Origin of the sequence: Achromobacter sp. 413638 (assembly GCF_043119405.1) — a bacterium.
Lineage (GTDB): Bacteria > Pseudomonadota > Gammaproteobacteria > Burkholderiales > Burkholderiaceae_B > Achromobacter.
In genome coordinates this window covers 1-25,980 of the sequence record NZ_JBICCO010000070.1, presented here as the reverse complement: position 1 = coordinate 25,980, position 25,980 = coordinate 1, and the positions used below count along the sequence as shown (strand labels likewise).

Sequence of the window (25,980 nt, the reverse complement as noted above, 5' to 3'; positions counted from 1 at the left end):
TTCCAGCGGGGCCGGACGCTCAGCCCGGCCGTGCCCGCCGTCGTGCCGCATGTTCCGTTGGCCAGCGCGGCTCGCGCATCTACGCCGCCGGCATCTGATTCGTCACGCAATGGATCCCGCCGCCGCCCGACGCGATGGCGTCGATGTTAAGCTGCACCACCTTGCGCCCCGGATACAGCCGTTCCAGCAGTTCGCGCGCATGGGCGTCGGCCTTGGCGTCGCCGAACTCGGGCGCGATGACAGCGCCGTTGATGACGAAGTAGTTGATGTAGCCGGCGGCGAAATCGGGGTTGTCGCGCAGGAAGCGGCTGCGGCGCGGGTTCTGCGGCGGCGGCAGGGTGTGGATGTCCAGCGGCTTGCCGTCGGCGTCGGTGCTGCGCATGAGGATGTCCAGGTGCTTGCGCGTCAGTTCGTAGTCGTAGGAATCCGGATCCATGTCCAGGTTGGCGACGACCACGCCGGGGCGGGCAAAGCGGGCATAGAAGTCGACGTGGGCGTCGGTGATGTCCCGGCCCTTGATGCCGGGCAGCCAGATGATCTTGCGGAACCCCAGATCGTGCGCCAGCGCCTGCTCGATCTCGGCCTTGGTCCAGCGCGGATTGCGGTTGTCGTTGAGCCAGCTGCTCTCGGTCATGATGGCCGTGCCCAGGCCGTCGGTCTCGATGCCGCCGCCTTCGCCGACCAGATCGCTGCGCAGGTGGTCGATGTCCAGGCCGTCGCACATGGTCTTGGCCAGGCGGGAATCGGCGCCGTGGCGCTGCTTGTCGCCCCAGCCGTTGAAGTTGAAGTCCACGCCGGCCACGCTGCCCTGACCGTCGGCCAGGAAGACCGGGCCGATGTCGCGTATCCAGATATCGTCCAGCGGCGCTTCCTCGAAGCGGACGCGGGCCGCGCCGCAATGGTGTTCGGCCAGGCGGCGTTCTTCGGGCCGGCAGTACACGGTGACGGGCTGGAAGGCGGCGATGGCGCGGGCGATGCGGCCCAGCGCGGCCTGCACGTCGGGCGTGTAGTCCTCCCAGATGGCTGGCTGGGCGCCGAAGGCGATGAAGGCGCGCGCCTGTGGCGCGTTCTCTTCGGCCATGTGCCAGCCCTTGACGGCGGCGCGGGCGGCGGGGGTGTGCAGGCCCGCGCCGAGCGCGGCGGCGGCCTGCGTCCCGATGAGCAGGGCGGATTGCTGGAGGAATCGGCGGCGGGTTGTCACGCTGGGCTCCTGGGTCCGGTACGGATCGATAAGCAGCGGTTGTGGGAGTACGGACGCGTCATCTTCGCATGACAAGGTATCCGCGCCGGCGGACGGCTCGGAGGAAGGTTGGTCTGAAATATCATTCAAGTAATTAATTGAATGTGTGGTAGATTGACGCCTTCACTACTGTCCCTGCACGCCGGCGTTCCGACTTCTGCGCCAGCCCGTTACCGCCATGTTCGACTCCTTTCCGCTCGCACGCTATTTCACGCGCATCGGCTATCACGGCCCCGCCGAACCCACGCTGGAAGTACTGCGCCAGCTGCATCTGCTGCATCCGCAGGCCATCCCGTTCGAGAACATCGATGCCTACAGCGGCCTGGGCGTCAGCCTGGATCTGGCGCGCATCGCCGACAAGATGCTGGCGCGCGGTCGCGGCGGCTATTGCTTCGAGCACAACCGGCTGTTCCAGGCTGTGCTGGAGCAACTGGGCTTTCGCGTCACGCCGCTGATCGCGCGCGTGCGCTGGCAGGTGCCGGCGGACGTGCGCACGGGGCTCACGCACATGCTGCTGCGCGTGGATCTGGACGGGCGCAGCTGGTTCGCCGACGTGGCCTTCGGGTCCACCACGCAGACCGCGCCGCTGGAGTTCCTGCTGAACGTGCCGCAGGAAACGCCGCACGGCGTGTTCCGCATCGCGCCGGCCGGCCCTGACGAGTTCAGCCTGGAATTCCAGACCGCCAAGGGCTGGAGCACGGTCTATCAGTACGGCTTGCGGCCGGCGCCGGCCGTCGACTTCGAGATCGGCAACTGGTACACGTCCAGCCATCCGCAATCGGTGTTCCTGTCCGACCTGATCATCAGCCGCACCGCGCCCGGCCTGCGCGAGCTGCTGGTGAACGATGTGTTGACGCTGCGCGGCAACACGGGCGCGCCGCCCGAGACGCGGCGCTACGACGATGCGCAGGCCTGGGCGGATTGCCTGCGCGAGCGTTTCGGATTGGACCTGCCGCCGGACGAGGCGGCGGACCTGTTCGAGCGGGCCGCCGCAAGCGGCAGGCAGGCGGCTGCCGGGGAGCTGACGGCGGGCTAGCGCCCGACATGCCGTCAGTCCCTGACGCGCCCGGGCCCGCTCCGGTTCAGCGCTTCAGGTACGCCATCGCCGTGTCGTGGAAGAACAGGTCGCGATGCGCGGCATAGGCGGGCCGGTTCATGATGTCGACGAACACGTCCAGGTAGCGCGCCGTGTTGTCGACCATGCTGGGCATGTGCCAGTCCGAGCCGTAGGCGACCTTGTCCAGGAAGTCGTGGGGGCGGCCGTTCTGCTGGGCCTCGGCGCGCGCGCGCTCGATGTTGGCGACCAGCAGCTCGCGTGCGGTCGGGTCGTCCAGCAGTTCGGTGATGTAGCCCAGCTCGCAATACACGTTCGGGTAGGTCGCGCACAGGTCGGCGACGATGCGGGCGAAGTTGTCGGCGTCGCGCCATTCGGCGTCGTTGTCGGCCATCCAGCCGGCCGAGGAGACGCCCAGGTTGCTGGCCCGGCCGCCTCCGGCATGGCCCAGGCAGAGCCGCAGATCGCGCCAGCGTTCGTGTTCGAGCAGCGCGCGCCAGTGCTTGGGGTGGGCGTTCAGGCCTTTCTTTTCCTTCGTCTGGAAGCCGATGGGCGTGCAATGCACGAACATCGGAATGTCGCCGGCGATGCAGTAGTCGAAGAACGCCGCCACCCGGCTCTCCAGCACGGGGTCGGCGTTGCCGATGGGCAGGTAGCCCAGCGCCGGATAGAACTTGAAGCCCAGGAAGCCGTGCGCGATCGCGGTGTCGGCCAGTTGCCGCCAATTGTCGCGCCGGGGATCGAAGGCGGAAAAGCCGAACATCGATTGCGGGTTGTCCTGCTTGAGCTGCTCCATCTTCCGCAGCTGTTCGGGGAAGGGATAGCGCGGCGGCTTGGGCACCGGATAGGCCAGCTGCATGTCCATCATCATGTGCAGCACCTGGATGTTGCCCGCGCCGAGCTTGTCGTAGCTGGACAGCAGCTGCTTGAGCACGGCCTTCTCCGACTTCAGCATGGTCAGGAAAAACTCCAGGTAGTTCTCTACGTGGCTGCCCCAGGCGAACTTGTCCATCAGGTCCGTGGCCGCGCGCAGCGCCTTGCGAATCACGCGCCGGGCCCAACCAAGCACGTCGACGATCCGTGGCGCGGCGCCCAGTTCCTTGAATGAGGTCACGGGTTCGTGCAGCGGCAACGGGTCCGGGTCGATCCAGCCCTCGGCGGCGTAATCGATGCTCGCCAGCTGATCAATGATCCCCACGAGTTCCTCCGACAGTCCCGGTTCGGCAGGCGCGTCGTCCCACGACTGGTCAAGCAGGTCCGCCGGGCTGCGCCCGGCGATCATGTCGGCCGGCACCCGCTCCATCAGGCCGGCGCGGACGACGTCCCAGATCTGCTCCAGATAGTGCTCGTCCGCGTCCTCGGGCGTGAACGGCAGCGGATGGTCCGCGCGCAGATCCTGGGCGTCCGCATACGAGGAACCGGCCAGTGCGTACAGCAGTTGCGCGACGTAGTCCGCGAGCTTGCTTTCGTCTTTCTTCATTGCGCTGGCGATCACGCTTTCCAGCGGCAGATACCGGGCATTGAACAGATGGGTATGCAGATCCACGACACGGGCAGGCAGGTTCATGCGAGTGCTCCTCGGGATGGGGAATGGCAGTCTAGCGCGGGCATGGCGACCCGCATGCGGGCGGACGTTAGGGGCAGGGAAAATCCCGATGGTCGACGTCTTGTCGACATTCCCGCAGGGCATGACGCCGTCCGCGCGGGAATGGCCAGCGCCGGCTTGCGCCAGGTCATGCGGGGCGCGTCCAGCGGGCGCTGCCCGACGCGCCCAACGGGCGGCGTCCGGTAAGATCGCAGGCGAGCCAGGCTTGCCTGCCCGTTCCTGTCCTTGCCCGGCGCCACGCGCGCCGCCGCTCCCGTCCCGTGACTCCGCCACCATGACTCAATCCGCTTTCGAACTTCCGCCCGACCTGCTCGCCTTCCTGCGCAGCCCGCCCGCCTCGGCCGCCGAGCGCGACACGCCCGACGTGTTCTTCGACCGGCCCGAGATCGGCCGCCTGTACGCCCAGGCGCAGGAACCCGGGCAGACGGAAGCGGTGCTGTCCGCCTGCGCCGCGCTGCTGCCCGAGGTGCATCCCAACCGCGCGTCGCTGCTGGCGCTGATGGGCGGCGCGCTGGTCGAGGACGGCGCCGACCCGGCCATCCTGTTTCCCGCCTGCCATGCCTTGCTGGACGTCTGGCTGCAGGAGCTGGAGCCGTACTGCGCCGAGGAGGTCGACGAGGACGACGACGAGGCCGAGCCCGAGGAAGTGCAGGCCTGGGCCGACGCGCAGGCGCGCATGAAGGCCGTGCCGCAGGAGCGCCGCTGGGAGGTCGAGACCTTGCAGCAGGCCGTGGAACTGCTGGTGCTGCCCATGATGGCGATGGTGCTGCGCGACGAGCGCAACCACCGGGCCTTCCTGGCGGACGACGCCTTGCAGGCGCGGATCTACCGCCTGAACCGTAACGGCAGCCTGCCGTTCGAGCAGCTGCACTACCTGTGGCTGGCCGCGAACATGAGCTACGAGGACGAGCTGGTGGTGGTGCTGCCGGCGTCGGGCACGGGCTTCGTGGCGCGGGCGCACGCGGTGAACAACGGGTTCCATGCCTTCACGCTGCTGCAGAACCTGATACGCGAACACGGCCAGGCGCTGGGCGTGCGCCAGGCCATCGTGGACCGCGCGCCGCCGTCGGAAGACAACGACAGCGACACGGCGGATTTCCTGTGGCTGCAGGCGCCGGCCTACGCGGGCGGTGAGCTGGTCAACGAGCTGGCCTGGTCCTGGGGCGAGGCGCCCTTGCGCGCCAATGCGCAGAAGCACGGCAAGCGCGTGCTGATCGGCCTGGACAAGGGCGACGCGTGCAGCCGCAGCTGGGCCGGTTTCCTGGGCGCCTGCCATGACGCGCAGAATCCGCACGTCGCCTTCAAGCGCTACCTGACGCCGGAGGAAGTGGCGTCGTACCTGCAATGAGCGGGCGCATGACGGCCAGGACAACGGGGGCGCGCGGATGAGCGGCGTGCCCGATTCCATCGTCGCCCTGCTGCGCGAGGCCGGCTGGCAGGCGCCGCCCGACGACGGCGCGCGGGATCCGGCGGGCGAGCGCCTGCTGGCGTCGCTGGCCGGCCTGTCGCTGGGCAAGACCGGCGCGGGACGGGAAACCGCCGCCAGCGACGTGGCGTTCTATGAACGGCCCTGCGAGCCGGACGAGGACGAATCGCTGGAAGGCCTGCCCTGGCGCGGCCGCACCGGGCCGCTGCGGGCGGTGGCCGACGCGCATCACAACCACATGATCGTGCTGCTGGATGCCGCCGGCGCGGCTTATGTCTATACGGTGCCGGACGGCAAGCTCTATAGGCTGGGCGCGTCGCTGGGCGAGGCGCTGGAACGGCTGCTGCTGGGCATCGGCTACGGTCCGGCGATAGACGAGGACGACTGACGCGGCACGGCGCGGGGCCGGACCGCTGCCGCGTCTGAATCGGCAGGCTCGGCCCCCGCCGCCGGGCGCGCCCGCGCCGACGGCCTCAGCCCGCGTCCTGCGCCATGTTCTCGCCCGTCGCGAACAGGTCCACCAGCGTGCGCCGCAGCCAGCGCTGGGCCGGCACGGTGTCGTTGCGCTGGTGCCAGAACAGCGTGATGGTGCGCGGCGGCGCGTGCATGGGCAGCGGCACGGCGCGCAGGTAGGGCGCATGCGGCGTCAGCGCGCCCAGGTGCAGCGGCAGCACGGCGATCAGGTCGGTGTGGCGCAGCATTTCATAGGCCACGTTGTAGTGGTTGACCAGCGCGGCCACGTCGCGCGACAGGCCGCGCGCCGACAGGTACATGTCGTAGGACGGCAGCGTCTGGCCGCCCAGGCTCACGTCCACGTGGCGCGCCGACAGAAAGGCGCGCGTGCTCAGGCGCTTCATGCCGGCCAGCGGGTGATCGTGGCGCATGAAGCAGGCGTACTCCACCAGCCAGAGCGAGCGCGAGCGGATATGGCCCGGGTACTGGGCTTCGTTGACGTAGGCGCTGAGCACGCAGTCGGCGCGGTTCTCTTCCAGCTGTTCCGGGATTTCCAGCAGCGTGTTGGGCACGGCGCGCACGCGCGCCTGCGGCGCAGACTGCTCCAGCCGCCCGAACAGCGGCGGCAGCACGATGCCCGCGATGTAGTCGGACATCGACAGGCTGAATTCCATCGTGGCGCGGGCCGGGTCGAAGGCTTCGGCGTCGAGCGCGCCGCGCATGCGGTCCAGCGCCTCGCCCAGCTCGCTCCACAGCACGGCGGCGCGCTGGGTGGGAATGACGCCGTTGCCGGCGCGCACGAACAACGGGTCGTCCAGGCTGTCGCGCAGCCGCGCCAGCGCATTGCTGACGGCGGGCTGGGTCATGCACAGCGCATTGGCCGCGCGCGTCACGCTGCCTTCGGTCATCAGGGCCTCGAAGACCTTCAGCAGGTTCAGGTCCAGCGTGCGGAAGCTCATGGCAGATCATTCACATTGGTGATGTGGGGCATCATAACTATAAATTGGATAGATAGATTTGCGCATGCCTATCATGCGGTTCCTGGTCAAGAACAGTACGGCTGAAGCCGTCGATTGCAAGGGGAATACCGCATGTCCATGATCTCGGCGCGCATCGAGCGCCTGCCGTTCGCGCGTTTTCACAAACACCTGCTGCTGATGGGCGGCCTGGGCTATATGTTCGATGCCATGGACGCCGCCGTGCTGGCGTTCATCCTGCCCGTGCTGCGGGTGGAGTGGGGCCTGACCAGCGTGCAGATCGGGCTGCTGGGCAGCAGCACCTTCATCGGATTCTTCTTTGGCGCGCTGCTGGCCGGCACGCTGGGCGACCTGATCGGCCGGCGCGCGGTGATGATGTGGGCGCTGGCGCTGTACTGCGTGGCCTCGCTGGTCAGCGCCTGGGTCGACAGCTGGCCGCCGTTCTTCGCGGCGCGGGTTATCGCCGGCATGGGCACGGGCGCGGAAAGCGCCATCATCGCGCCCTATCTGGCGGAGTTCGTGGCGCGGCGCTTTCGCGGCAGCTTCACCGGCGCGCTGGCGGGCTTCTTCTCGTTCGGCTTCGTGGCCGCCGCGCTGCTGGGCTATTTCATCGTGCCGGCGCATGCCAGCGGCTGGCGCATCGTGCTGGTGATCACGGCGCTGCCGGTGGTGATGCTGCTGTGGTGGCGCCGCGCGCTGCCCGAATCGCCGCGCTGGCTGGAGAGCCGTGGCCGGACCGCCGAGGCCGAGGCCGTGCTGGACCGCATCGAAGCCGATTTCCGACGGCGCGGCGCCACGCTAGCCGAGCCCCGGCCCGAGCCCGAGGCGCCGCCGCGCGGCGCGGCCAGCCTCGGGTCCAATTTCGCGCTGCTGCTGCAGGGCCGGCAGACGCGCATCACGCTGATGACCTGGATCATGTGGCTGTCGATCACCTTCAGCTACTACTCGTTCTTCGTGTGGATCCCGGGCCTGCTGGTCGAGAGCGGCATGAGCATGACCAAGAGCTTCGGCTATTCGCTGGCGATCTACTGCGCGCAGGTGCCGGGCTATTTCAGCGCGGCCTGGTTCAACGAGAAGATCGGCCGCCAGGCCACCATCGCCAGCTACATGCTGCTGGGCGGCGCGGGCGCGCTGGGGCTGGCGCTGGCCAAGACGGACGGCCAGATCATGCTGGCCGGCATCATCATGTCCTTCTTCATGAACGGCACCTACGCCGGCGTCTATGCCTACACCGCCGAGGTCTTTCCGACGGCGGTGCGCACCACCGGCGCGGGGCTGGCCTCGGCCATCGGCCGGCTGGGCGCCATCGCCTCGCCCGTGCTGGTGGGCTATCTGTATCCCAAGTTTGGCTTCCTGGGCGTGTTCGGCACCACCACGGTGACGCTGGTGCTGGGCGCGCTGGTGGTGCTGGTGATGGGCGTGCCCACGCGCGGCCGCTCGCTGGAAGCCATCGCGGCGGGAGAGGCGAAATGAGCGGCGCGCGTCCCTTCCGTCCCGCCGTGGCGGTGCCGGCCTTGAATGCCGTGGCCCGCGCCCATGAGGCGCCGTCCCAGCCGCAGGCCGTGTTCGCCGCCGTGGACCACGCGCTGGCCGGCGAGATCGGCCACCGGCTGTTCACCATCCTGTCCTACGACCCGGACAGCGGCGTGGCCACGCGGCTGTATTCGAACCTGCCCGACGCCTACCCCGCGGGCGGCAGCAAGACCGTGATGCCAGGGCCGTGGACCGACACGGTGCTGGCGCGCGGCGAGTGCTACATCGGCTACACGCCGGACGACCTGCGCAGCGTCTTCGCCGATCACGAATTGATCGCCTCGCTGGACTGCCAGAGCGTGCTGAACGTGCCGATCCGCTGGCGCGGCCGCACCTGGGGATCGCTCAACCTGCTGCACGCCGAGTGCTGGTACGGTCCGGACGACGCCATCGCCTGCCGGCCCTATGCGCAGCTGGTGCTGCCGGCGCTGTGCTGCGCCTGAGCGCGGCGCCTTCATATGTCCATAGGCCGGGCTGATACGCCCGGCCCTTCACTTGCCAATATCGGGAGCATCATGGAAAGCACATTGTTCAAGAACGCCGCGCTGCTGGATCCGGCCCGGCCCGAGCTGCTGGAGGACCACGACGTGCTGGTCGAGAACGGCCTGGTCAAGGAAGTCTCGGACCGACCGCTGTCGGCCGCGTCGGCGCGCGTCATCGACCTGAAGGGCAAGACGCTGATGCCGGGCCTGATCGATCTGCACGTGCATGTGATCGCGGTGCAGCTGAACCTGCCGCAGCAGATGGCCATGCCCAATGTGCTGGTGACGTTCCGCTCGGCGCCGATCCTGCGCGACATGCTGCGCCGGGGCTACACCACCGTGCGCGACGCCGGCGGCGCCGGCCATGCCTTCAAGGTGGCGGTGGAGCAGGGGCTGGTGCAGGGGCCGCGCCTGTTCGTGTCGGGCCGGGCGCTGAGCCAGACCGGCGGCCACGGCGACGGCCGTCCGCGCAGCGATTTCATGCCGGGCGATTCGCCGTGTCCCTGCTGCGTGCGGGTGGGCGCGCTGGCGCGCGTGGCCGACGGCGTGGACGAGGTGCGCCGCGCGGTGCGCCAGGAATTGCAGATGGGCGCGGACCAGATCAAGATCATGGCGTCCGGCGGCGTGGCCTCGCCTACCGATCCGGTCGGCGCCTGGGGCTATTCCGAGGACGAGATCCGCGCCATCGTCGCCGAGGCGCGCGCCCGCCAGACCTATGTGCTGGCCCACGCCTACACCGCCGAGGCGATCTCGCGCGCGGTGCGCTGCGGCGTGCGCACCATCGAACACGGCAACCTGGTCGACGCCGAGGCGGCGCGGCTGATGGCCGGGCAGGGCGCCTATGTGGTGCCCACGCTGATCACCTACGAGGCCCTGGCCAACGAAGGCGCGGACCTGGGCCTGCCGGCCGACAGCGTGGCCAAGGTGGCGCAGGTGCGCAACGCCGGCCTGCATTCGCTGGAGATCTATCGCGACGCGGGCGTGCCGATGGGCTTCGGCACCGACCTGCTGGGCCCGTCGCACCGCCTGCAAAGCGAGGAATTCCGTCTGCGCGCCGAGGTGCTGGGCGCGCCGGCGGTGATCGCCAGCGCCACGCAGGTGGGCGCGCGGGTGCTGGGCATGGAGGGCAAGCTGGGCGTCATCGCGCCGGGCGCCTGCGCCGACATGCTGGTGGTGGACGGCAATCCGCTGCGCGACGTGTCCTGCCTGCTGGGGCAGGGCGAGCACATCCCGCTGGTGATGCAGAACGGCAAGGTGCAGTTCGACGAGCTGGCCGCCTGAGCGGACGGCGGGGGCGGGCGGCCTGGTGTGCCGTTCCTTCGGCGCGGGCGTTTCCGAGGGACAGCACGCTAGGGCTTGCCGCCCGCGTCGGCGGGCCTGACCGCCGCCCGCCACAGGTCCAGGAAATGGCGCTTCTTGAGCGCGTCCTGGTACACCAGCAGGCCCACGCCCAGGCCCAGCGGCCGCACGCCGGCGGCCGGTACCACCGAATCGCCCACCGGGCGCATGCCGGAAGCCTGCGCGATCATGTGCTGGCCGCGCGGCGACAGCAGGTAGTCGAGGAACATCGCGCCCAGGTCCGGGCGCGGCGCCTGGCGCGGGATCAGCGCGGCGCGCGACAGCATCAGCGTGTAGTCGCGCGGGTAGATGACGGCCAGCGGCGCGCCGCGTTCGATGCGGTGGCGGGTATAGGACTCCAGCACGTTGTAGGCCAGCGTGGCGTCGCCGCGTTCCAGCATGTCCAGCGCGTCGTCCGACGAGGCATACAGCGCCGCGTCGTTCTGGCCCAGCGCCGCCAGCAGCGCCGGCGCCATGCTGTCCAGGCGCGTGTCCTGGGTGGCGGCCAGGTAGCCGATGGCGCTGGCGCCGACGTCATAGGTCGACACGGCGCCGGCCAGCGGCCGGTCGGGCGCCTGCAGCAGCGACAGCAGCGCGCGGCGGGTGCGCGGCGCGCGCGCCGCGTCCAGCCTGCGCGTGTCGTAGACCATGACGATGGGATCGGTGCCGGTGCTGAAGACTTCGTCGCGCCAGTTGGCCCAGGCGGGCAGGGCGCGGGTCTCGGGCGAGTCATGGGGCAGCGCGTAGCCGTCGTTGGCCAGCTTGGTCTGCAGGTCCATGGCGCTGCTGATGACCAGGTCCGGGCCGGATTTTTCGCTTGCGGCGTCGCGACGCCGCGCGATGATTTCGTCGTACAGCGCCTGGGTGGGCAGTTCGGTGTATTCCAGGCGCAGGGCCGGATGGATGCGGTGGAAGTCCTCCAGCACGCCACGGAACACGGGCAGGCTGTTGGATGCATGCACCACCAGCACGTTGGCGGATCCGTCCGGGCCCAGCGCGAGCGTGTTGGGCGGTTCGGCCTGGGCCCGCGCCGGCGGGGCCAGGGTCAGGGCCAGCGGCAGCAGCAGCGGCAGGATCAGCGCGCGCGCCAGCCGGCGCAGGAGGGTGTCAGCTTTCATGGGGCAGCGCCGGCAGCAGGATGACGGCGTCCAGCCCGCCGCCCACGCGGTTGCTCAGTCGCAGCTCGCCGTGGTGGCTGTCGACCGCGCGGCGCACGATGGACAGGCCCAGGCCGGCGCCGGCCGAGCGCGGATTGGGGCCGCGCACGAAGCGCTCGAAGGCGGCATGGGCCAGGGCCGGCGGGATGCCCGGTCCTTGGTCGGACACGGTGACGCGCCAGCGCGCGCCGTCGCGTTCCAGCCGCACGTCGATATGGCCGCCGGGCGCGGCGCCGTGGCGCAGCGCGTTGTCGATCAGGTTCTTGAAGGCCTCGCGCAGCATCAGGCTGTCGCCCAGGGCCGGCGCGGGCGCGCCGTCGATGGGCAGGGCCAGGCGCACGTCGGGCGCGGGCTCGGCCTGCGGCACCGAGTCGTACACGGCCTGGTCCAGCAGCTCGGCCAGGTCCAGCGGCTGGAACTGCCGCACATTGCTGCGGTGGATCACGCTGGCGTCGCTGAGCAGCTGGTTGACCAGCCGCGACAGTTTCTCGGCGTTGCGCAGCACGGCCAGCAGGCTGCGGCGCTGTTCGGCGGGGTCTTCCTCGTCCAGCGCCACTTCCATCTGCGCGTGCAGCGCGGCCAGCGGCGTGCGCAGCTGATGCGCGGCCTCGGCGATGAACAGTCGCAGCGTGTCCAGGTTTTCCGCCAGCCGCGCCATGAAGCCGTCCAGCGTATGCACCAGCGTGTCCAGCTCTTCCGGCACGGGCGCCTTGATGGGTTGCAGGTCGGACGCGCCGCGCGCGGCCAGCTCGCGCTCGATGCGGCGGATCGGCGCCAGCGAACGGCGCAGGCCCCACCAGGCCAGCGCCAGCGCGGCGGCGGTGAAGCCCAGCAGCGCCAGCGTGCCGCGCCACAGCACCCGCGCGGCCAGCGCATCGCGCGCCTCGCTCGTCTGGCCGACCAGGACGCGTGCGCTGCGCGTGCCGGCGGGACCGGCGATCTTGCGCTCCATCCAGGCGAAGCGCACCGGCTGGCCCTGGTAGCGCGCCTCGAACAGCCGCGATGAGGCCGCGTCGTCGGACGCGCCATCCACGGGCGGGGCGGGCAGGTCGGGATAGCCGGACACCAGCGCGCCGTCGCCGGCCCGCACCTGGTAGAACACGCGGTCGCGCGGCGCCTGCTCCAGCAGGGCCAGCGCGGCATAGGGCATGTCCATGCGCCATTCGTCGTCGACCAGCTGCAGGCTGTCGGCGATGGACAGCGCCGAGGCGCGCAGCAGCTGGTCGTAGGCGGTGTCGGCGGTCTGCTGCGCATAGCCGCGCACCATCAGGTAGAGCCCGCCCACGCCGGCGACGAATAGCGCCAGCAGCATGGCCAGCAGCCGGCGGCGGATCGAGATGCGGCCGGCGCCGGCATCGGGCCGCGGCGCGCCGGCAGCCTTAGCCGCCGGCTGGCGCGTCGGGCTTGCCGTCATCGCTGCACGTCAGGATGTAGCCGGTGCCGCGCCGGGTCTCGATGCGCAGCGGCGAGCCTTCGAGCTTGCGCCGCAGCCGGGCGATGTAGACCTCGATGGCGTTGGGCGCCGCGTCGTCGTCGAAGGCGAACAGCTTGTTGGCGATCTCGTCCTTGCTGACGGCGCGGTTCATGCCGGCCAGCAGGATCTCCAGCAGGCTGTATTCGCGCTTGGGCAGCTCGATGCGCTGGCCGGCCAGCGTGAGCAGGCGCGCGGCGCTGTCGATGACCAGATCGCCGAAACGCTGCACGCCGGCGGCCTGCGCGCTGGGCCGGCGCAACAGGGCGCGGCAGCGCGCCTCCAGTTCGCGGAAGTCGAAGGGCTTGGCCAGGTAGTCGTCGGCGCCGGTGTCGAGCGCGTGGACGCGGTCCTCGATGTCGATGCGGGCGGTCAGCGCCAGCACCGGGATCTTGCTGCCCCGGTCGCGCAGGCGATGCAGGATGTCGAAGCCCGACATGCGCGGCAGGCCGATATCCAGGATCACCAGGTCGAAGCTTTCGTATTGCAGCACGCCGTCGGCGCTCAGGCCGTCGTTCTGCCAGTCGACCGCATGGCCGAGCCGGCGCAGCCGGCGCACGATGGCGTCGGCCAGGTCTTCGTCGTCTTCGATCACCAGGATGCGCATGCGGCCAATTTTCGCATAGTGGATGCCCCCACGCTGCGCGCTCCAAGGGCGCTTGCTGCCCCCCCGAGCGGGGCGCCCTTCCTTGGGGCGGCCCGGCGCAGGGGCGGGCCGCTCCCTCCGCCGGGCGTGCCTCGCAAAAACGACAGGTTCCAGACAGCTTTAATTCCTAGCCTTGCGGTCCTGTCCGTCTCCCCTTGCCGGGGCGGCTACGAATAACAACGATCCGTGGAGATACCCCATGCTTCTGACCCTGCTTGGCTTCGGCATGGTGATCACGTTCATGACGCTGATCATGACCAAGCGACTGTCGCCCCTGGTGGCGCTGATCCTGGTGCCCATCCTGTTCGCGTTGATGGGGGGCTTCGGCGCCGGCATCGACAAGATGATGCTGGACGGCATCCGCAAGATCGCGCCCACGGGCGTGATGCTGATGTTCGCCATCCTGTACTTCGGCGTGATGATTGACGCCGGCCTGTTCGATCCCATCGTCGGCCGCATCCTGCGCGCGGTGAAGGGCGATCCGCTGAAGATCGTGGTGGGCACCACCGTGCTGGCGCTGGTGATCTCGCTGGACGGCGACGGCTCGACCACCTACATGATCGTGGTGGCGTCGATGCTGCCGCTGTACCGTCGCCTGAAGATGAATCCGTTGTCCATGACCTGTCTGGCCATGCTGGCCAGCGGCATCATGAACCTGACGCCCTGGGGCGGGCCGACCGCGCGCGCCGCCAGCGCGTTGCATGTGGACGTGGGCGACATCTTCGTGCCGCTGGTGCCGGTGATGGGCGTGGCCATCGTGGCGCTGCTGGCGCTGGCCTTCGCGCTGGGCCTGAAGGAGCGCCGCCGCCTGGGCGTGCTGTCGCTGCCGGACGGCGCCACGCTGCACGCGGGCTACGACGAGGACGGCCCCAAGAACCTGCCCGAGATCGAGGTCGACCAGGACCTGCGCCGCCCGCGCCTGCTGTGGGTCAATGCCGGCCTGACGCTGGCGCTGATGGTCAGCCTGGTCATGGGCGTGCTGCCGCTGCCGGTGCTGTTCATGATCGCCTTCGCCATCGCGCTGATCATCAACTACCCGGACCTGGCCGAGCAGCGCCGCCGCGTGGCGCAGCACGCGGGCAACGTGCTGTCGGTGGTGTCGCTTATCTTCGCCGCCGGCATCTTCACCGGCATCCTGTCGGGCACGGGCATGGTCGAGGCCATGTCGCGCAGCCTGCTGGCCGTGCTCCCTGACGCCATGGGTCCGTACCTGGCCGGCATCACCGCGCTGGTGAGCCTGCCCTTCACCTTCTTCATGTCCAACGACGCGTTCTATTTTGGCGTGCTGCCGATCCTGAGCGAGGCGGCGCAGGGCTACGGCATCAGCGCCGTGGAAATGGCGCGCGCCTCGCTGATCGGCCAGCCGGTGCACCTGCTGAGCCCGCTGGTGCCGTCCACCTATCTGCTGGTCGGCCTGGCCGGCGTGGAATTCGGCGACCACCAGCGCTACGCGCTCAAGTGGGCCACGATGATCTGCCTGGTGATGCTGGCGGCTGCGCTGGCGTTCGGCTTGTTTCCCCTGGTCGGCAGCGTCGGCTGAGCCGGCGCGCCCTTGAAATAGGAGTTTCCATGGCTTTGCGCATTGCTTACGTCACCAGCGGCATGGGCCATACCGGCACCGCCATCTGCCAGGCGCTGCATCGCGCCGGCCACCGCGTGGTGGCAGGCTGCGGGCCGAAATCGTCCCGCAAGGATCACTGGCTGAAGGCGCAGAAGGCGCTGGGCTATGACTTCACCGCGTCCGAGGGCGACGCCACCGACTGGGAATCGACCCGCGCGGCCTTCGCGCGCGTGCGCGGCGAGGTCGGCGAGATCGACGTGCTGGTCAACAACGCCGGCGCCATGCTGGACATGCGGTTGCGGCAGATGGGCTATGCCGAGTGGTCGGCGGTGCTGCGCAGCAACCTGGACACGCTGTTCAATACCACCAAGCAGGTGGTCGACGGCATGGCCGACCGGGGCTGGGGCCGCATCATCAACATCGGTTCGGTGGCGGCCGAGAAGGGCCAGATCGGGCAGGTCAACTACGCCACGGCCAAGGGCGCGGCCATCGGCTTCACGCGCTCGCTGGCGCAGGAAGTCGCGGCGCGCGGCGTGACGGTCAACCTGGTGTCGCCCGGCTTCATCGCCGACGACACGGTCAAGGCCTTTCCGCCGGCGCTGCTGGATCGCATCGTGGAAAGCGTGCCGGTCGGCCGCCTGGGCACGCCGCAGGACCTGGCGGGGCTGTGCGCCTGGCTGGCCTCGGACGAGGCGGCCTTCGTGACGGGGGCGAACTACGCCATCAACGGCGGCGTGTACATGAGCTGAGGCAGGGTCGCTTGCCGCGCCCGCCGGTCCTAGCTGTTCAGGACCGGGCTGCCGTGGCGCCGCAGGAAATCCGGGATGGACGAGGGCGTGCGCTTGCTGCCCTCCAGCCATTCCACGCGCCACTCGGTCAGACGTTCGCCGGTGTGGTGCTCGTAGCGGCCGGGCTCCGGCTCGTTGATGCATTCGTCCTGGCGCACCAGCACCAGCGGTTGCTCGGCTCCGGCCGTCTCGCGCGAGTAGGCGCTGGCTTCCTCGAAGGTGGCGAAGGCGCAGTAATAGTCGTCGCCGTCGTAGAGGTCCTCGCCGCCGTCGTGCGGGTGCACCCAGACGCGGTATTCCAGCACGGCGTCGTAGAAATAGCCGCCGCCGGACTTGGTCTGGGCGGGATATTCGCCGATCAGGTCGGCATCGACGGCGATGGGGAAGGCGGAGCGGAGAGAGGCGGGCATGGCAGAGGATTCCGGGCGCTGCAGGCGCTATGGGGGGATTGTAGGAAGCCTGACGGCCCGGGGCGCCCGCCGCGCCCCAGGTTTCCATTTCAGACGGTCACAAAGCCAAGCGGATCAAGGGTAAACCCTTAATAACCAAAAACCGCTTCAGCCCCGGTGCACCGAGACCCCGCCATCGACCAGCAGCGCCGTGCCGGTGGTGAAGCTGGACGCGTCCGACGCCAGGTACAGCGCCGAGCGCGCGATCTCGGCGGGCGTGGCCAGGCGCTTGAGCGCGTGCAGGTTCTCGACGTAGGCGCGGGCCTCGGGCGAGGCCATGGCGTCGCGCCCCATCGGCGTGTCGGTGCCGCCGGGCAGCAGCGCGTTCGCGCGGATGCCGCGCGCGCCATATTCCGAGGCGATGACCTGGGTCAGGCCGATCAGGCCGGCCTTGCTGGCCGCATAGGCGCCCATGCCGGGAAACCCCGCCGTGTAGCCGACGAAGGTGGACGTGAAGATCAGCGAGCCGCCGCCGCGCGCCAGCATGGCGGGAATCTGGTGGCGCGCGCCGAGGTAGGCGCTGGTCAGGTTGGCCTGCAGCACGTCCTGCCATTCCTGCGGTTCGATCTCGTGCAGCGGCCGCGACGGGCCCATGGCTCCCGCGTTGTTGAAGGCGATGTCCAGTCCGCCGAAGCGTTCCACGGCCGCCGTGACGGCGTCGCGCGCCAGTGCCTCGTCGCGCACGTCGCCGGCCACGGCCAGCGCCCGGCCGCCTGCGGCCTCGATGGCGGCGGCCAGCCTGTCCAGCTCGGCCGCGCGGCGCGCCACCAGCACCACGCTGGCGCCCTCGCGCGCATAGAGTTTTGCCGTTTCCAGCCCGATGCCGGAACTGGCGCCGGTGACGATGGCGACCTTGCCGGCCAGTTGTCCTGATGCTTGCATGCCCGATCTCCTGTGGTTGCGGGGTCAGGCCGTCAAGGTAGGCGAGGCGTCGGGGCGCGGCTATCCGTTTATTGCCGCGCCCCGGCCTTTTGCTACAGGCCCAAGGCCTTGCGCTCGTCGGCGCTCAGCCTGGCCAGCTGCGTGGCGTCCAGCGGACCGTCGCCCACCACCTGCACGGCGCCGTCGCGCCGGTACGTCGCCTGGCGCTCGGGCGAGGGGGCCGAGGCCCCCGGGCTGGATGCCGCGCCCGCCGTCGGCTCGTCGCCAAAGCCCAGGATCTGCACGCTGATGATCGAGGGCTGGTTCTGGCGCGCCTGGTTCTGCGCGCGCTGCGCCGAGTCCTGGGCGGCGCCGACGGCCGAGCTGGCGGCGGCGCTGGCCGACGACAGCGCACCGGTGTTGACCGAGGCGGCCACCGGCACGCCGACGCTCTCGCCCTGCGCCTTGATGTTGGCGGCGTTGAGCACCTGCTGGGCATGGATGTTGATGTTGCCCGACACGCGGATGCCGGCCTCGCCCGCGTCGATGGTACCCAGCGGCGCGTACAGGTCCACGTCGCCGGCCGGCACTTCCGCGATCGGCGCCAGCGTGGCGATGCCGGCGCCGGTGGCGGGCGCCGACGGCGACAGCGCCACGTTGCCGATGCTGTCGTAGCGGCGGGTCGGCGGGGTGTAGACCACGGTGGTCTTGGAGCCGCGACCGGCGTTGATGTCGCCCTGCGCCGACCAGGCCAGGATGCTGCCGCCGAAGGTCGTCATGACGCGGCTCTGGCCCAGCAGGATGCTGTCGCGCGCATAGAACTGGATGTCGCCGCTGCCCTGGGTCAGCACGCCCGCCGTGGCCGGCGGGACCGCGCCTTCCACGCCGTAGACCTGCGCGCCGCCGGGCGTCAGCACCTGGATGTCGCCGCCGGCGCGCGTCTGCACTCCCGCGCCGCCATACATGGTGATGCCGCCGGCATAGTCGGCGCCGGCATCGCGCGCCGGGAACAGAGCGGCGATGGCCTGGCGGCCGCGCAGGAAGCTGCCCAGGCGCGGGCTGGACTTGGCGTTGTACTCGCGGCCGCCGGCGCGCAGCTCGGCGAAGTAGACCTGGCGCGCGAACACGCGCTGCTGCTCGGGCGGCAGCGCGTCGAAGTAGGCGCGCGCGTCGCTGGTGTTGCCGGCGAAGCCGTAGACCTGCGTCAGCCACAGCAGCAGTTCGTGTTCGTAAGTCTTGAACGGCAGGCCCTGGTCGGTCAGCGGCCGCGACGGATCGGCGACGCGGGACGGGTCCAGGTAGCGGCGCAGGAAGCCGGCGTAGTCGGCGCCCTGCGCGCCCAGGCCGGCCTGCATGGCGATGCCGGCGCCCGGGCGGGTGTCGCCCGGCACCACCGGCCCCAAGCTCAGCACGGCGGCCTGGTCCAGCATCTGGATGTTGCGGCCGGCGCTGATTTCCAGCGTGCCGGGCCCAGCCACGGTGAAGCTGCCGGCGATGATGTCGCGGCCGGCGCGCACCAGCGAGACGTCGCTCGCCTGGTCGTGGATGAACAGGTTGTTGGTGTAGCTGTAGCTGAACGGGAAGGGGCTCGACTCCAGCGGTCCCAGGGGGCTGCCGCTGCCGACGATGTCGCGTCCGGCCAGCATGCGCACGGCGCCCGCGCCCAGGTGCCACTGCCTGCCGGTCAGGTTTTCCGGCGGGCCGAAGCGCAGCAGGCGGCCGCTGCTGACGCCGACCAGGTCGCCGTCCATCGCGTAGAAGCGCGACGCCGCCCAGGGGCCGGCCGCCGCCGCCGCCGGCGAGCCGAAGGCGAACAGCACGCGCTCGCCGTAGGAGCCGTCCTGCGACAGCGTATTGGGGCCCCAGATGGCGGAGTTGAAATTGCCGTTCTTCACCATGCCGACGAAGGCGGGGCGGTAGGGCGAGGCCAGCGTGTCCAGCGATGCGCCGCTGCGCATGAGCGGCGCGTTGCCGCCGTAGATCGAATCGCCCGCCAGCAGGTCCAGGCGGCCGGCGGGGCCGGGCGCCAGCAGCACGGGGGTCTTGTAGTAGATGCTGCCGTTGGCGGCCACGGCCGACAACTGCGACGGGTAGGTCACGACGCTGTCGTTCAGCGGCGTCACCGGCATGATGGGCGTCAGGTTGCCGCCGGCCGAAAACAGGTCGATGGCGGTGTTCGCGGTCCACAGCGAGAACCAGGTATTGGCGCCGTACGCGCCCGGCGTGCCATTTGCCTGGACATAAGGCATGGACAGCGGCATGGGGGCGCGGCCCGGATCGTCGGCCTTCTCGATGGCCAGGTCGCCCAGGCTGCGCAGCCGGAAGGCGCTGTCGCCGGCGTACAGGGCGATGCCGCCCGTGGTCACGACGTCGGCCGCGCGGAACAGGTCCAGGGCGCGTGTGTCGCGCGCCGCCTTCACGCCGTACAGCGGATCGAGCCTGCCGAAGGACGCGGCCTGCAGCGAGGTCTGGCCGCGCAGGTTGGTGACCGAGCCGCTGGACTCGTAAGGCGTGGGCAAGGCCGGGTTCAGGGCGCCGCCCACGCGCAGCTCGATGTCGCCGCCGCCGGTCAGCGCCAGACGGCCGTCGGCCTGCATGCGGCCGGTGCTGCCCACCGCCAGCACCAGGGCCTGGCTGCGCGGATTGATCTGGCGCAGGCCGTCGCTGACCAGGCGGGGTTGCTGCCGGCCGGCATCGCCGCCCACGTCCATGCTCAGGTTGCCGCCGCCCAGCGTGCCGAAGCCGGTGAAGCCGCGCAATTCGTCGGTGGGCTGGTTGATGTCGCCGGCCACGTAAGTGCCGAAGTTGATCCACCAGGCGGTGGGCTGCGCCTGGCCGATGGCCGCCGAGCCGGATCCCTGGCGCCAGAGCCAGTTGCCTGGCGTGTCGCTGTTGTAGCCGATGGAGGATGTCACCGGCCGGCCATAGGACGCCGGGGATGCGAGCATCACGTCGCCGATCAGGTTGGCGCCGGCGCGCACGGTCAGGTTGCCGCCGCCGTCCGGATACCAGGCGCGGTAGACGCTTTGCGCGCCGCCGTTGACGTAGGGCTCGAAGCCCTGGCTGGGATCGTTCGTCACCTTGCCGGCCAGGCCCCTCAGGCGCGGCTGGTTGTACGGGTCGCCGGCCTGGGTGGCGGTAGACGAGGCGCCGGCGGTATAGACGCCGTACAGCGAATGCATGCGCAGGTCGCCGCCGGCCAGCAGATCCAGGTCGCCGGTGCCGGTGCGCAGCACGCTGAAGCGCGCGGTCGCGGGAGCCGCCAGATAATCCTTGGGCTCCTTGGCCTTGCAGTAGTCGGGCACGTCCTTGCACATCAACGCGGCTGACGGGTAGCCGAAGTTGTCGATGATGAACTGCTCGTCGATCACCGTGCCGGCCAGCCAGGGCATGCCGATGTCGTCGGCGCCCTGCTGGGTCCACAGGAAGTTGCCGGGCGCGTCGAAGCCGTACATGCCGTAGTGGTTGTCGGCCAGCACCAGGTTGCCGCGCTTGACGCCATATTGCGTGGCGCGCGTGTCGGCGCCGTCCAGGTCGGCGCCGCCGACCAGGCGCATCGACCAGGACTGCGAGCCTTCCGGCAGCATGGGCGCCACGGCCCAGACCTTGCCCTGCGCGTCGTTGACGACAGGACGCAGGTCCACGTATTGCACGCCGGGATTGAGCTTGACGTTGGCGCCGGACGGAATCAGCGCGCCGCGCGGCAGGATGACGTTGCGCGCCAGCGTCAGCAGGTTGGAGCCATAGGGGACGTTCGGCAGGTTGGGCAGCGCGATGCCGGCGGGCCATTCGGTCGTGGCCAGGAAGGTCATGGCCGTGATGCGCCAGCCGGCGGCCAGTTTCGCGCCCGCGGCCAGCGTGCGAGGCTGCGCCAGCACGGTGCCGGCGGCCAGCGCCACGCTGCCGTCCGCGTTGAGCACGGCGGCCGACAGGATGGCGCCGGCCGGCAGCGTCAGCGGCTGGGCCAGCGCCGCCGTCACGGGCAGCACGGAGCCGGGCTCCAGCGTGAAGCTCGACAGCGTCACGCCGTAGTTCAGCACCACGCCGCCGGGGATCTGCGTGCCGGCGGCCAGCTCCACGCCGGCGTGTGGCGTGACCATGTCGCCGCCGGTGTAGTCCACGCCCGGCAGCAGGCGCCAGCCCTTGGCGTCCTGCTTCACGTCCGGGGGCGGCGCGAAGCCGTCGTTGATGCTGCCGTGGATCTGCAGGTCGCCGCCGGCGCGGATCACCAGGTTGCCGACTTCGCCCGAGCCGTAGACGCCGGTCAGCGGGGTGTGCGGGTTGAGGCTGGCGTAGCGGTAGCGGGACAGGTCCAGGTCGCCCTGCACCACCAGGTCGCCGTCGGGCGTGGCGCTGCGGATCTCGATGCCGGGGCGCAGGTGCAGCGCGTCGGCATAGGGGCGCAGGCCGGCCAGCTTGCCGTCGACCAGGCTGGCGTTGGCCAGCGCCTGGGTGATGAAGGCGCGGCTGTCGTCGTGCAGGCGGTCCAGGTAGTCCTGGTCGATGATTTGGTAGGGCTTGCCGCCGGCAGTGGTTTCGGTGCCGGGGGTGGCGCTGCGGTCGACCCAGACGCCGTTGACGGCGATGCTGCGCGCGCCGCGGATGTCCAGCGGGCCGCGCGCCTCGATGTCGATGTCGCCGCCGCGCGCGCCGTTCAGGCGCGGCGCGTTCAGTTCCAGCGTGCCGCGCGGCTTGCCGTCCTGGCGCGGGTCGTTGCTGCCGGCGCGCAGGTCGATGCGCGCGCCGCCGTCCAGGCGCAGCGTGCCCTGGCCGGCCTTGAGTTCGACGATGGCGCGGTTGGGCGCGTCGATGATCTGGCCGTAGCTGTCGACGCGCAGCGTGGTGCCGTGCGCGTCCAGCACGGCGTTGGACGCCAGGCGCAGGCCGTCGCGCGCCGACAGGCGGATGCTGCCCACGCTGACGCCGCTGGCGTCGATGCGGCCGGCCACCGTGAGGCTGCCGGCGTCGACCGAGATATTGACTTCGCGGGCACGCACCTCGTCGCCGATGGTCAGGTCGCCGCGCTTGATCTGGAAGCTGCGCGCGCCGTAGACCGAGCCCGCGTTCAGGCGCTGGTTCAGCGCGGTGAAATCCAGCTGCTGGGCGCGGATGTCGACGGCGCCCTGGGCATACGGCACGCGCGAGCCGCCGGTCTCGTAGTCGCCCGAGGCGCTGCCCAGAATGCGGCCTTGCAGGTCGACGCGGCCCGCGCCGGGATCCAGCGCGATGGCCGTCAGGCGGCCGGCGCGGTTGTAGCTGGCAGACAGGTCGATGACGCTGCCGGCGGCCTGGGTGATGTCGCCGTGGCGGCTTTCCAGGATGGCTTCGCCGCCCCAGCTGTATTTGGTCAGTTCCTCGAACGGCACGGGCCGGCCCGCCAGGTCCAGCTGCGCCTGGCCGGTCAGGACCAGCGCCCGGTCGGCGCGCAGCGCCACCTTGCCCGAAGGCAGGGCGATGCGGCCGTCGATGTTGAGCCGGCCCGCGTCCAGTCCAAGTTCCGCGCCCAGGCCGCGTATCGCGCCGGCCTGCGCGCCGGCGGGCATGGCCAGGTTGATCGCGTCGCCGGCCTTGATCCGGTTGACCGAGCCGGCCTCGCCCGTGAGCAGCGGCGTGAACAGGTTCAGCGTGCCGCCGCTGTATTGCCAGCCGCCGGCGCTGTCGTAGGCGCCGCGCGTCTGGTACACGTTCAGGCTGCCGCGATGGTTGGCGGTGATGCGGTCGCTGGCGCGCAGGTTGACGTTGGCGAAACCCAGCGTCAGGCGTGCCTGGTCCAGGCCGCCGACGGGCTGGGTGTACGGGCCGTAGCCGAACTCGATGCGTTCGGCCTCGATGTTCAGCGACCCCTGGCCGGTGCCGGCGCCGTTGTTGACCACGCCGGCCGGCGCGCTGACCGCGCCGTTCCAGATCAGGTTGCCGGCGCGGATTGTGGCCGCATCGCCGGCCTGGCCGTAGCCGTAGATGGCCGGCGCGGTCAGCGCCAGCGTCCGCAGGCGCGACTTGCCGGTGGCCGGATCCAGCGTGTCCAGCACGACATTGTTGAAGAAGTTGAAGGAATCGCTGACGGCCAGCGTCAGCATTTCCAGCGCCGGCGCGCCGTGCTGCCGGTCGCCCGCCATCAGGCGGTCGAGCAGCGTCTGGTTCAGCGTCAGCCCGCTGGACAGGCCGCCGCGCGCGGCCGCGTCGGCCAGCGCCTGCTCGCTGCCGGCATTGACGCTGCCGACCGCCAGCGTCAGGTAGCGCGCGCCGTAGCGGGCGGCGTTGTCCAGTTCGAAGGCCTTGTTGGTGGCGAAGGCGATCGTGCCTTCCGAATAGAGCTGCGCCTCGCCCGCGCAGGCGGCGGGACCGCAGGCGCCGATGCGGATGGCGCCCGCGCCGACGGGCGGCTGGTCGGCATCGGGCGGCAGCAGGTTGATCCAGCCGTTGGACACCGCCACCACGCTGGCGGGGCCGGGCCTGTAGGTGAAGCCGGTCGACGAGTCGAAGCCCGGCGCGCCGCGTCCCACGGTGTTGATGGATGCGCCGCGTTCGATGACGATGCTGCCCGAGGGCACGCCGGCGACCAGGAAGACCTCGGCGCCCGTCAGCTGGGCGCCCGCGCGCAGCGCGATGCTCTGGAAGTGGGTGGTGCCGTAGCCGAAATAGACAATGTTGCCGATGTTCCGGTAGTCCACGGCCGGCGTGGCGCCCACCATCAGGCGCGGCGCGCCCAGGCGGTTGAGCTGGGCCGAGTCCAGCGAGAGGCCGTTGAATCCGGCGCTGCGGCCGGCGCCGGGCGCGGTGATTTCCAACGCGTCCTGCCAGCTGTTCATGGAAGCGACCGCGAGCGTGCCGCTGTAGCCACCGCGAGCGGCCGAGAAATCGGCCCGGCCGGCGAAGCTGAAGGACTCGCCCGGCGCGTCCTTGGCCAGTAGCAGGCGCAGCGTGCGGGCATCGGCCGGCGCCAGCGCGCGCGGCTGTCCACGGCGCGCCGCGTCGGCCGCCACGAAGGCGGCGTAGTCCATTTCGTTGTACTGCGAGTACTGGCGCAGCACCTGGCCCGAGGTGATCAGCAACTGGCGCGGCACGGCGTCGGCGATGCCGGCCGAGGCATTGCCCAGGCGGCCGGCGATGGACCAGGAGCCATTGCGCAGCCGCAGCGCGCCGGCGGCATCCAGGCCGGGCGTCGCGCCGTTGATCTCGACGCGGAAGGCGCCGGGCATCAGGGCGTAGGTGGACGGCATCAGCGTGTAGGTGCCGGCCGGCAATCCGGGAACGCCGGCGCCGATGGTGACCTGCTGGCCGATCTGCGGCTGGCTCTGGCCCGCGTCCGGCGCGGTCGGCGCGGCCATGGGCTGGGCACCCGGCACCAGCGCGTAGACGGGATTGGTGGACAGGCCGGGCAGGGTGAAGCCGCCTTGAGGATTGGTCTGCACCAGCGGATTGAAGCGCGCGTCGGTGGAGCCGCCGCGGCCCGAGATGAAACCCGCGCCCAGCAGCTGTCCGCCGCCGGACAGGTCCACCAGTGCGTTGTCGCCGACCTGCACAGTCTGGCCGGCGAGCTGCAGGCCCACGGACAGGCTGCCATGGTATTCCCCGCCGCCCTGGCCGGTCAGGCGCACGTCCTGCCCCAGCCATTGATAGCCGACGCCGTCCACGGTGCCGCCGTAGGGCATCGTCAGGCCGCGTCCGCTGACGGAGGTGACGCTGCCGGGCAGCAGCGTCACGCGCGAGGTGAGGCCGTTGGTGCTCGCCTCGCCGATCTCCAGCAGGCCGAGCGGCGCGCGCAGCACGCCGCCCTGTTCGATGATGTCGGCCGCGAGCCGCAACGTGCCGAAGGCGCTGTAGGGCATGTCCGGCAACTGATCGGCGGCGCGCCGGATCACGAGGCGGCTGCCGGCCTCGAAACCCGGTTGGCCGTCGCGCTTGCCGCCCACGCCCGCCGCCACGCGCACGACGGCGCCGGTCTCGGGATAGATCTGGGCGGCAGTCAGCGTCAGGTCGCCGGGCGTGGCGAACTGCGTGGTGAGGACGGCGCTCGAGTCCCGGTTCAGCGCGCCCAGGCCGCCCAGGATGCGGATGTCGCCACGGCTGACCAGTTCGGCCATGGGGAAGCCCAGGCCGGTGTAGCGCGTCGGTCCCGAGGCCGGATGCGTGATGGCCAGGGGGCCGAGCGTGACGTTGTCGCGCAGGTCGATCAGGCCGGCTTCGGCGCGCAGCACGGATGCACTGACGCGATTGCTGGTGATTGGCGCCGGCAGCGGCCGCTGGTAGCCCTCGCGGCTGTTGCCGTCGGTGGCGCCGGCCAGCATGATGTAGGGCGCGGCCAGCCGAACGCGCGCCGTCGGCGCGGCATCGGGCGTCATGGCGAGGGTCCGGCTGAACAGGCGCAGGCTCTGGCCCAGGTTCAGCGTGACGTCGCCGGCGAAGCTGAGCAGGCCATTGGACAGCAGGTCCAGCGCGCCGAAGCCGCCTTGCTCCAGCTGGTCGGCGCCCAGCGTGGCGTGGCCATAGGCCAGCTTGTCGGCGGCCGTGGCGGGATTGTCCAGCGCGGCAGGCAAGCCCGCCGTCGCCTTGTCCGACAGCACGAAGTCGCGCGGCGCCTTGACCCGGTCCTGGATCGCGCTGCTCTTGTATTCCGGCGTGTCCAGCCCCAGCGCCAGGCGGCCGCCGGCCGCGCCGGCGCCGCCCGAACGCGCGATCATCTGTCCGTCCAGGTACAGGCCGTTGGCCGAGCTGATGGCGATCAGCCCGCCGGCGCTGGCGGCGGCCACCGGCGCGCCGTTGGCCAGCAGGCTGGCGGAGGCGCCGGATGCGTCCAGCCGGCTGCCCGGCCGCAGCACGATGAACAGGTCCGGCGCGGCCACGTTGCCCTTGGCGACGTTGACCACGCCGCCCAGCGTGATGCTGCCGCCATCCTGCAGCAGGCCGTAGGACTGGCCCTTGAGGTTGACCGCCGTGG

Annotated in this window: 17 protein-coding genes; 8 read left to right on the top strand and 9 right to left on the bottom strand. The window is 70.7% G+C overall.

All coding sequences use genetic code 11. From position 1 onward, the window contains the following. Positions 1 to 79: 79 nt before the first annotated feature. The gene (locus ACEU5R_RS23630; RefSeq protein ID WP_392412040.1) at positions 80 to 1,201 is read right to left on the bottom strand and encodes an agmatine/peptidylarginine deiminase; all 1,122 of its coding nucleotides are present in this window, start codon (positions 1,199 to 1,201) and stop codon (positions 80 to 82) included. A gap of 217 nt (positions 1,202 to 1,418) precedes the next feature. On the opposite strand from ACEU5R_RS23630, the gene ACEU5R_RS23625 reads away from it, so the two are divergent. Next, complete coding sequence (locus tag ACEU5R_RS23625; RefSeq protein WP_392412039.1) at positions 1,419 to 2,276, top strand: arylamine N-acetyltransferase; 858 nt, start codon at positions 1,419 to 1,421, stop codon at positions 2,274 to 2,276. Positions 2,277 to 2,322: 46 nt separating this feature from the next. Here ACEU5R_RS23625 and ACEU5R_RS23620 read toward each other — a convergent pair whose 3' ends face one another. Beyond that, the gene (locus tag ACEU5R_RS23620; protein ID WP_392412037.1) at positions 2,323 to 3,861 is read right to left on the bottom strand and encodes an amidohydrolase family protein; all 1,539 of its coding nucleotides are present in this window, start codon (positions 3,859 to 3,861) and stop codon (positions 2,323 to 2,325) included. Positions 3,862 to 4,174: 313 nt separating this feature from the next. On the opposite strand from ACEU5R_RS23620, the gene ACEU5R_RS23615 reads away from it, so the two are divergent. Beyond that, on the top strand, positions 4,175 to 5,248 hold the full coding sequence (locus tag ACEU5R_RS23615; protein WP_392412036.1) for a hypothetical protein: 1,074 nt from the start codon (positions 4,175 to 4,177) through the stop codon (positions 5,246 to 5,248). A gap of 46 nt (positions 5,249 to 5,294) precedes the next feature. After that, positions 5,295 to 5,714 carry an SUKH-3 domain-containing protein gene (locus ACEU5R_RS23610; RefSeq protein ID WP_158658361.1) on the top strand — a complete coding sequence of 140 codons (420 nt, stop codon included), beginning with the start codon at positions 5,295 to 5,297 and terminating at the stop codon, positions 5,712 to 5,714. An 85-nt stretch (positions 5,715 to 5,799) separates the two neighbouring features. Here the strand turns inward: ACEU5R_RS23610 and ACEU5R_RS23605 are convergent, their stop codons facing one another. Then, entirely contained in the window at positions 5,800 to 6,738 is a 939-nt protein-coding gene (locus ACEU5R_RS23605) for a LysR family transcriptional regulator (protein WP_103273007.1), read from the bottom strand. Positions 6,739 to 6,870: 132 nt separating this feature from the next. On the opposite strand from ACEU5R_RS23605, the gene ACEU5R_RS23600 reads away from it, so the two are divergent. The 3 genes from ACEU5R_RS23600 (at position 6,871) to ACEU5R_RS23590 (ending at position 10,052) form a co-directional block, all read left to right on the top strand. Further along, the gene (locus ACEU5R_RS23600; protein ID WP_392412034.1) at positions 6,871 to 8,229 is read left to right on the top strand and encodes an MFS transporter; all 1,359 of its coding nucleotides are present in this window, start codon (positions 6,871 to 6,873) and stop codon (positions 8,227 to 8,229) included. Next, positions 8,226 to 8,732, top strand: a complete 507-nt coding sequence (locus ACEU5R_RS23595) for a GAF domain-containing protein (RefSeq protein ID WP_392412032.1) — start codon at positions 8,226 to 8,228, stop codon at positions 8,730 to 8,732. The genes ACEU5R_RS23600 and ACEU5R_RS23595 overlap by 4 nt, the downstream gene beginning before the upstream one ends. A gap of 72 nt (positions 8,733 to 8,804) precedes the next feature. After that, positions 8,805 to 10,052 carry an amidohydrolase family protein gene (locus ACEU5R_RS23590; protein WP_392412030.1) on the top strand — a complete coding sequence of 416 codons (1,248 nt, stop codon included), beginning with the start codon at positions 8,805 to 8,807 and terminating at the stop codon, positions 10,050 to 10,052. Between the two features lie 68 nt (positions 10,053 to 10,120). Here ACEU5R_RS23590 and ACEU5R_RS23585 read toward each other — a convergent pair whose 3' ends face one another. The 3 genes from ACEU5R_RS23585 to ACEU5R_RS23575 form a co-directional block, all read right to left on the bottom strand. Then, positions 10,121 to 11,227: an ABC transporter substrate-binding protein gene (locus ACEU5R_RS23585; protein WP_392412028.1), complete on the bottom strand. Its 1,107-nt coding sequence runs from the start codon at positions 11,225 to 11,227 to the stop codon at positions 10,121 to 10,123. Then, positions 11,217 to 12,578 carry a sensor histidine kinase gene (locus ACEU5R_RS23580; RefSeq protein WP_233772849.1) on the bottom strand — a complete coding sequence of 454 codons (1,362 nt, stop codon included), beginning with the start codon at positions 12,576 to 12,578 and terminating at the stop codon, positions 11,217 to 11,219. The genes ACEU5R_RS23585 and ACEU5R_RS23580 overlap by 11 nt, the downstream gene beginning before the upstream one ends. Positions 12,579 to 12,645: 67 nt before the next feature. Next, positions 12,646 to 13,344 (bottom strand): response regulator, encoded by a 699-nt coding sequence (locus ACEU5R_RS23575; RefSeq protein ID WP_103273013.1) that lies wholly within the window; start codon positions 13,342 to 13,344, stop codon positions 12,646 to 12,648. A gap of 238 nt (positions 13,345 to 13,582) precedes the next feature. On the opposite strand from ACEU5R_RS23575, the gene ACEU5R_RS23570 reads away from it, so the two are divergent. Both ACEU5R_RS23570 and phbB read left to right on the top strand, forming a co-directional pair. Then, positions 13,583 to 14,923, top strand: coding sequence for a CitMHS family transporter (locus tag ACEU5R_RS23570; RefSeq protein ID WP_103273014.1), 1,341 nt, complete (start codon positions 13,583 to 13,585; stop codon positions 14,921 to 14,923). A gap of 29 nt (positions 14,924 to 14,952) precedes the next feature. Continuing rightward, complete coding sequence (phbB, locus tag ACEU5R_RS23565) at positions 14,953 to 15,693, top strand: acetoacetyl-CoA reductase (protein ID WP_103273015.1); 741 nt, start codon at positions 14,953 to 14,955, stop codon at positions 15,691 to 15,693. 29 nt (positions 15,694 to 15,722) lie between these two features. Here the strand turns inward: phbB and ACEU5R_RS23560 are convergent, their stop codons facing one another. From ACEU5R_RS23560 to ACEU5R_RS23550, 3 genes are all read right to left on the bottom strand, one after another. Beyond that, positions 15,723 to 16,142: a GCN5 family acetyltransferase gene (locus tag ACEU5R_RS23560; RefSeq protein ID WP_103273016.1), complete on the bottom strand. Its 420-nt coding sequence runs from the start codon at positions 16,140 to 16,142 to the stop codon at positions 15,723 to 15,725. A 147-nt stretch (positions 16,143 to 16,289) separates the two neighbouring features. Beyond that, the gene (locus ACEU5R_RS23555) at positions 16,290 to 17,063 is read right to left on the bottom strand and encodes an SDR family oxidoreductase (RefSeq protein WP_103273017.1); all 774 of its coding nucleotides are present in this window, start codon (positions 17,061 to 17,063) and stop codon (positions 16,290 to 16,292) included. A 92-nt stretch (positions 17,064 to 17,155) separates the two neighbouring features. After that, positions 17,156 to 25,980 (bottom strand): filamentous haemagglutinin family protein (locus ACEU5R_RS23550; RefSeq protein ID WP_392412024.1); only part of this gene is annotated, 8,825 nt, incomplete at its 5' end.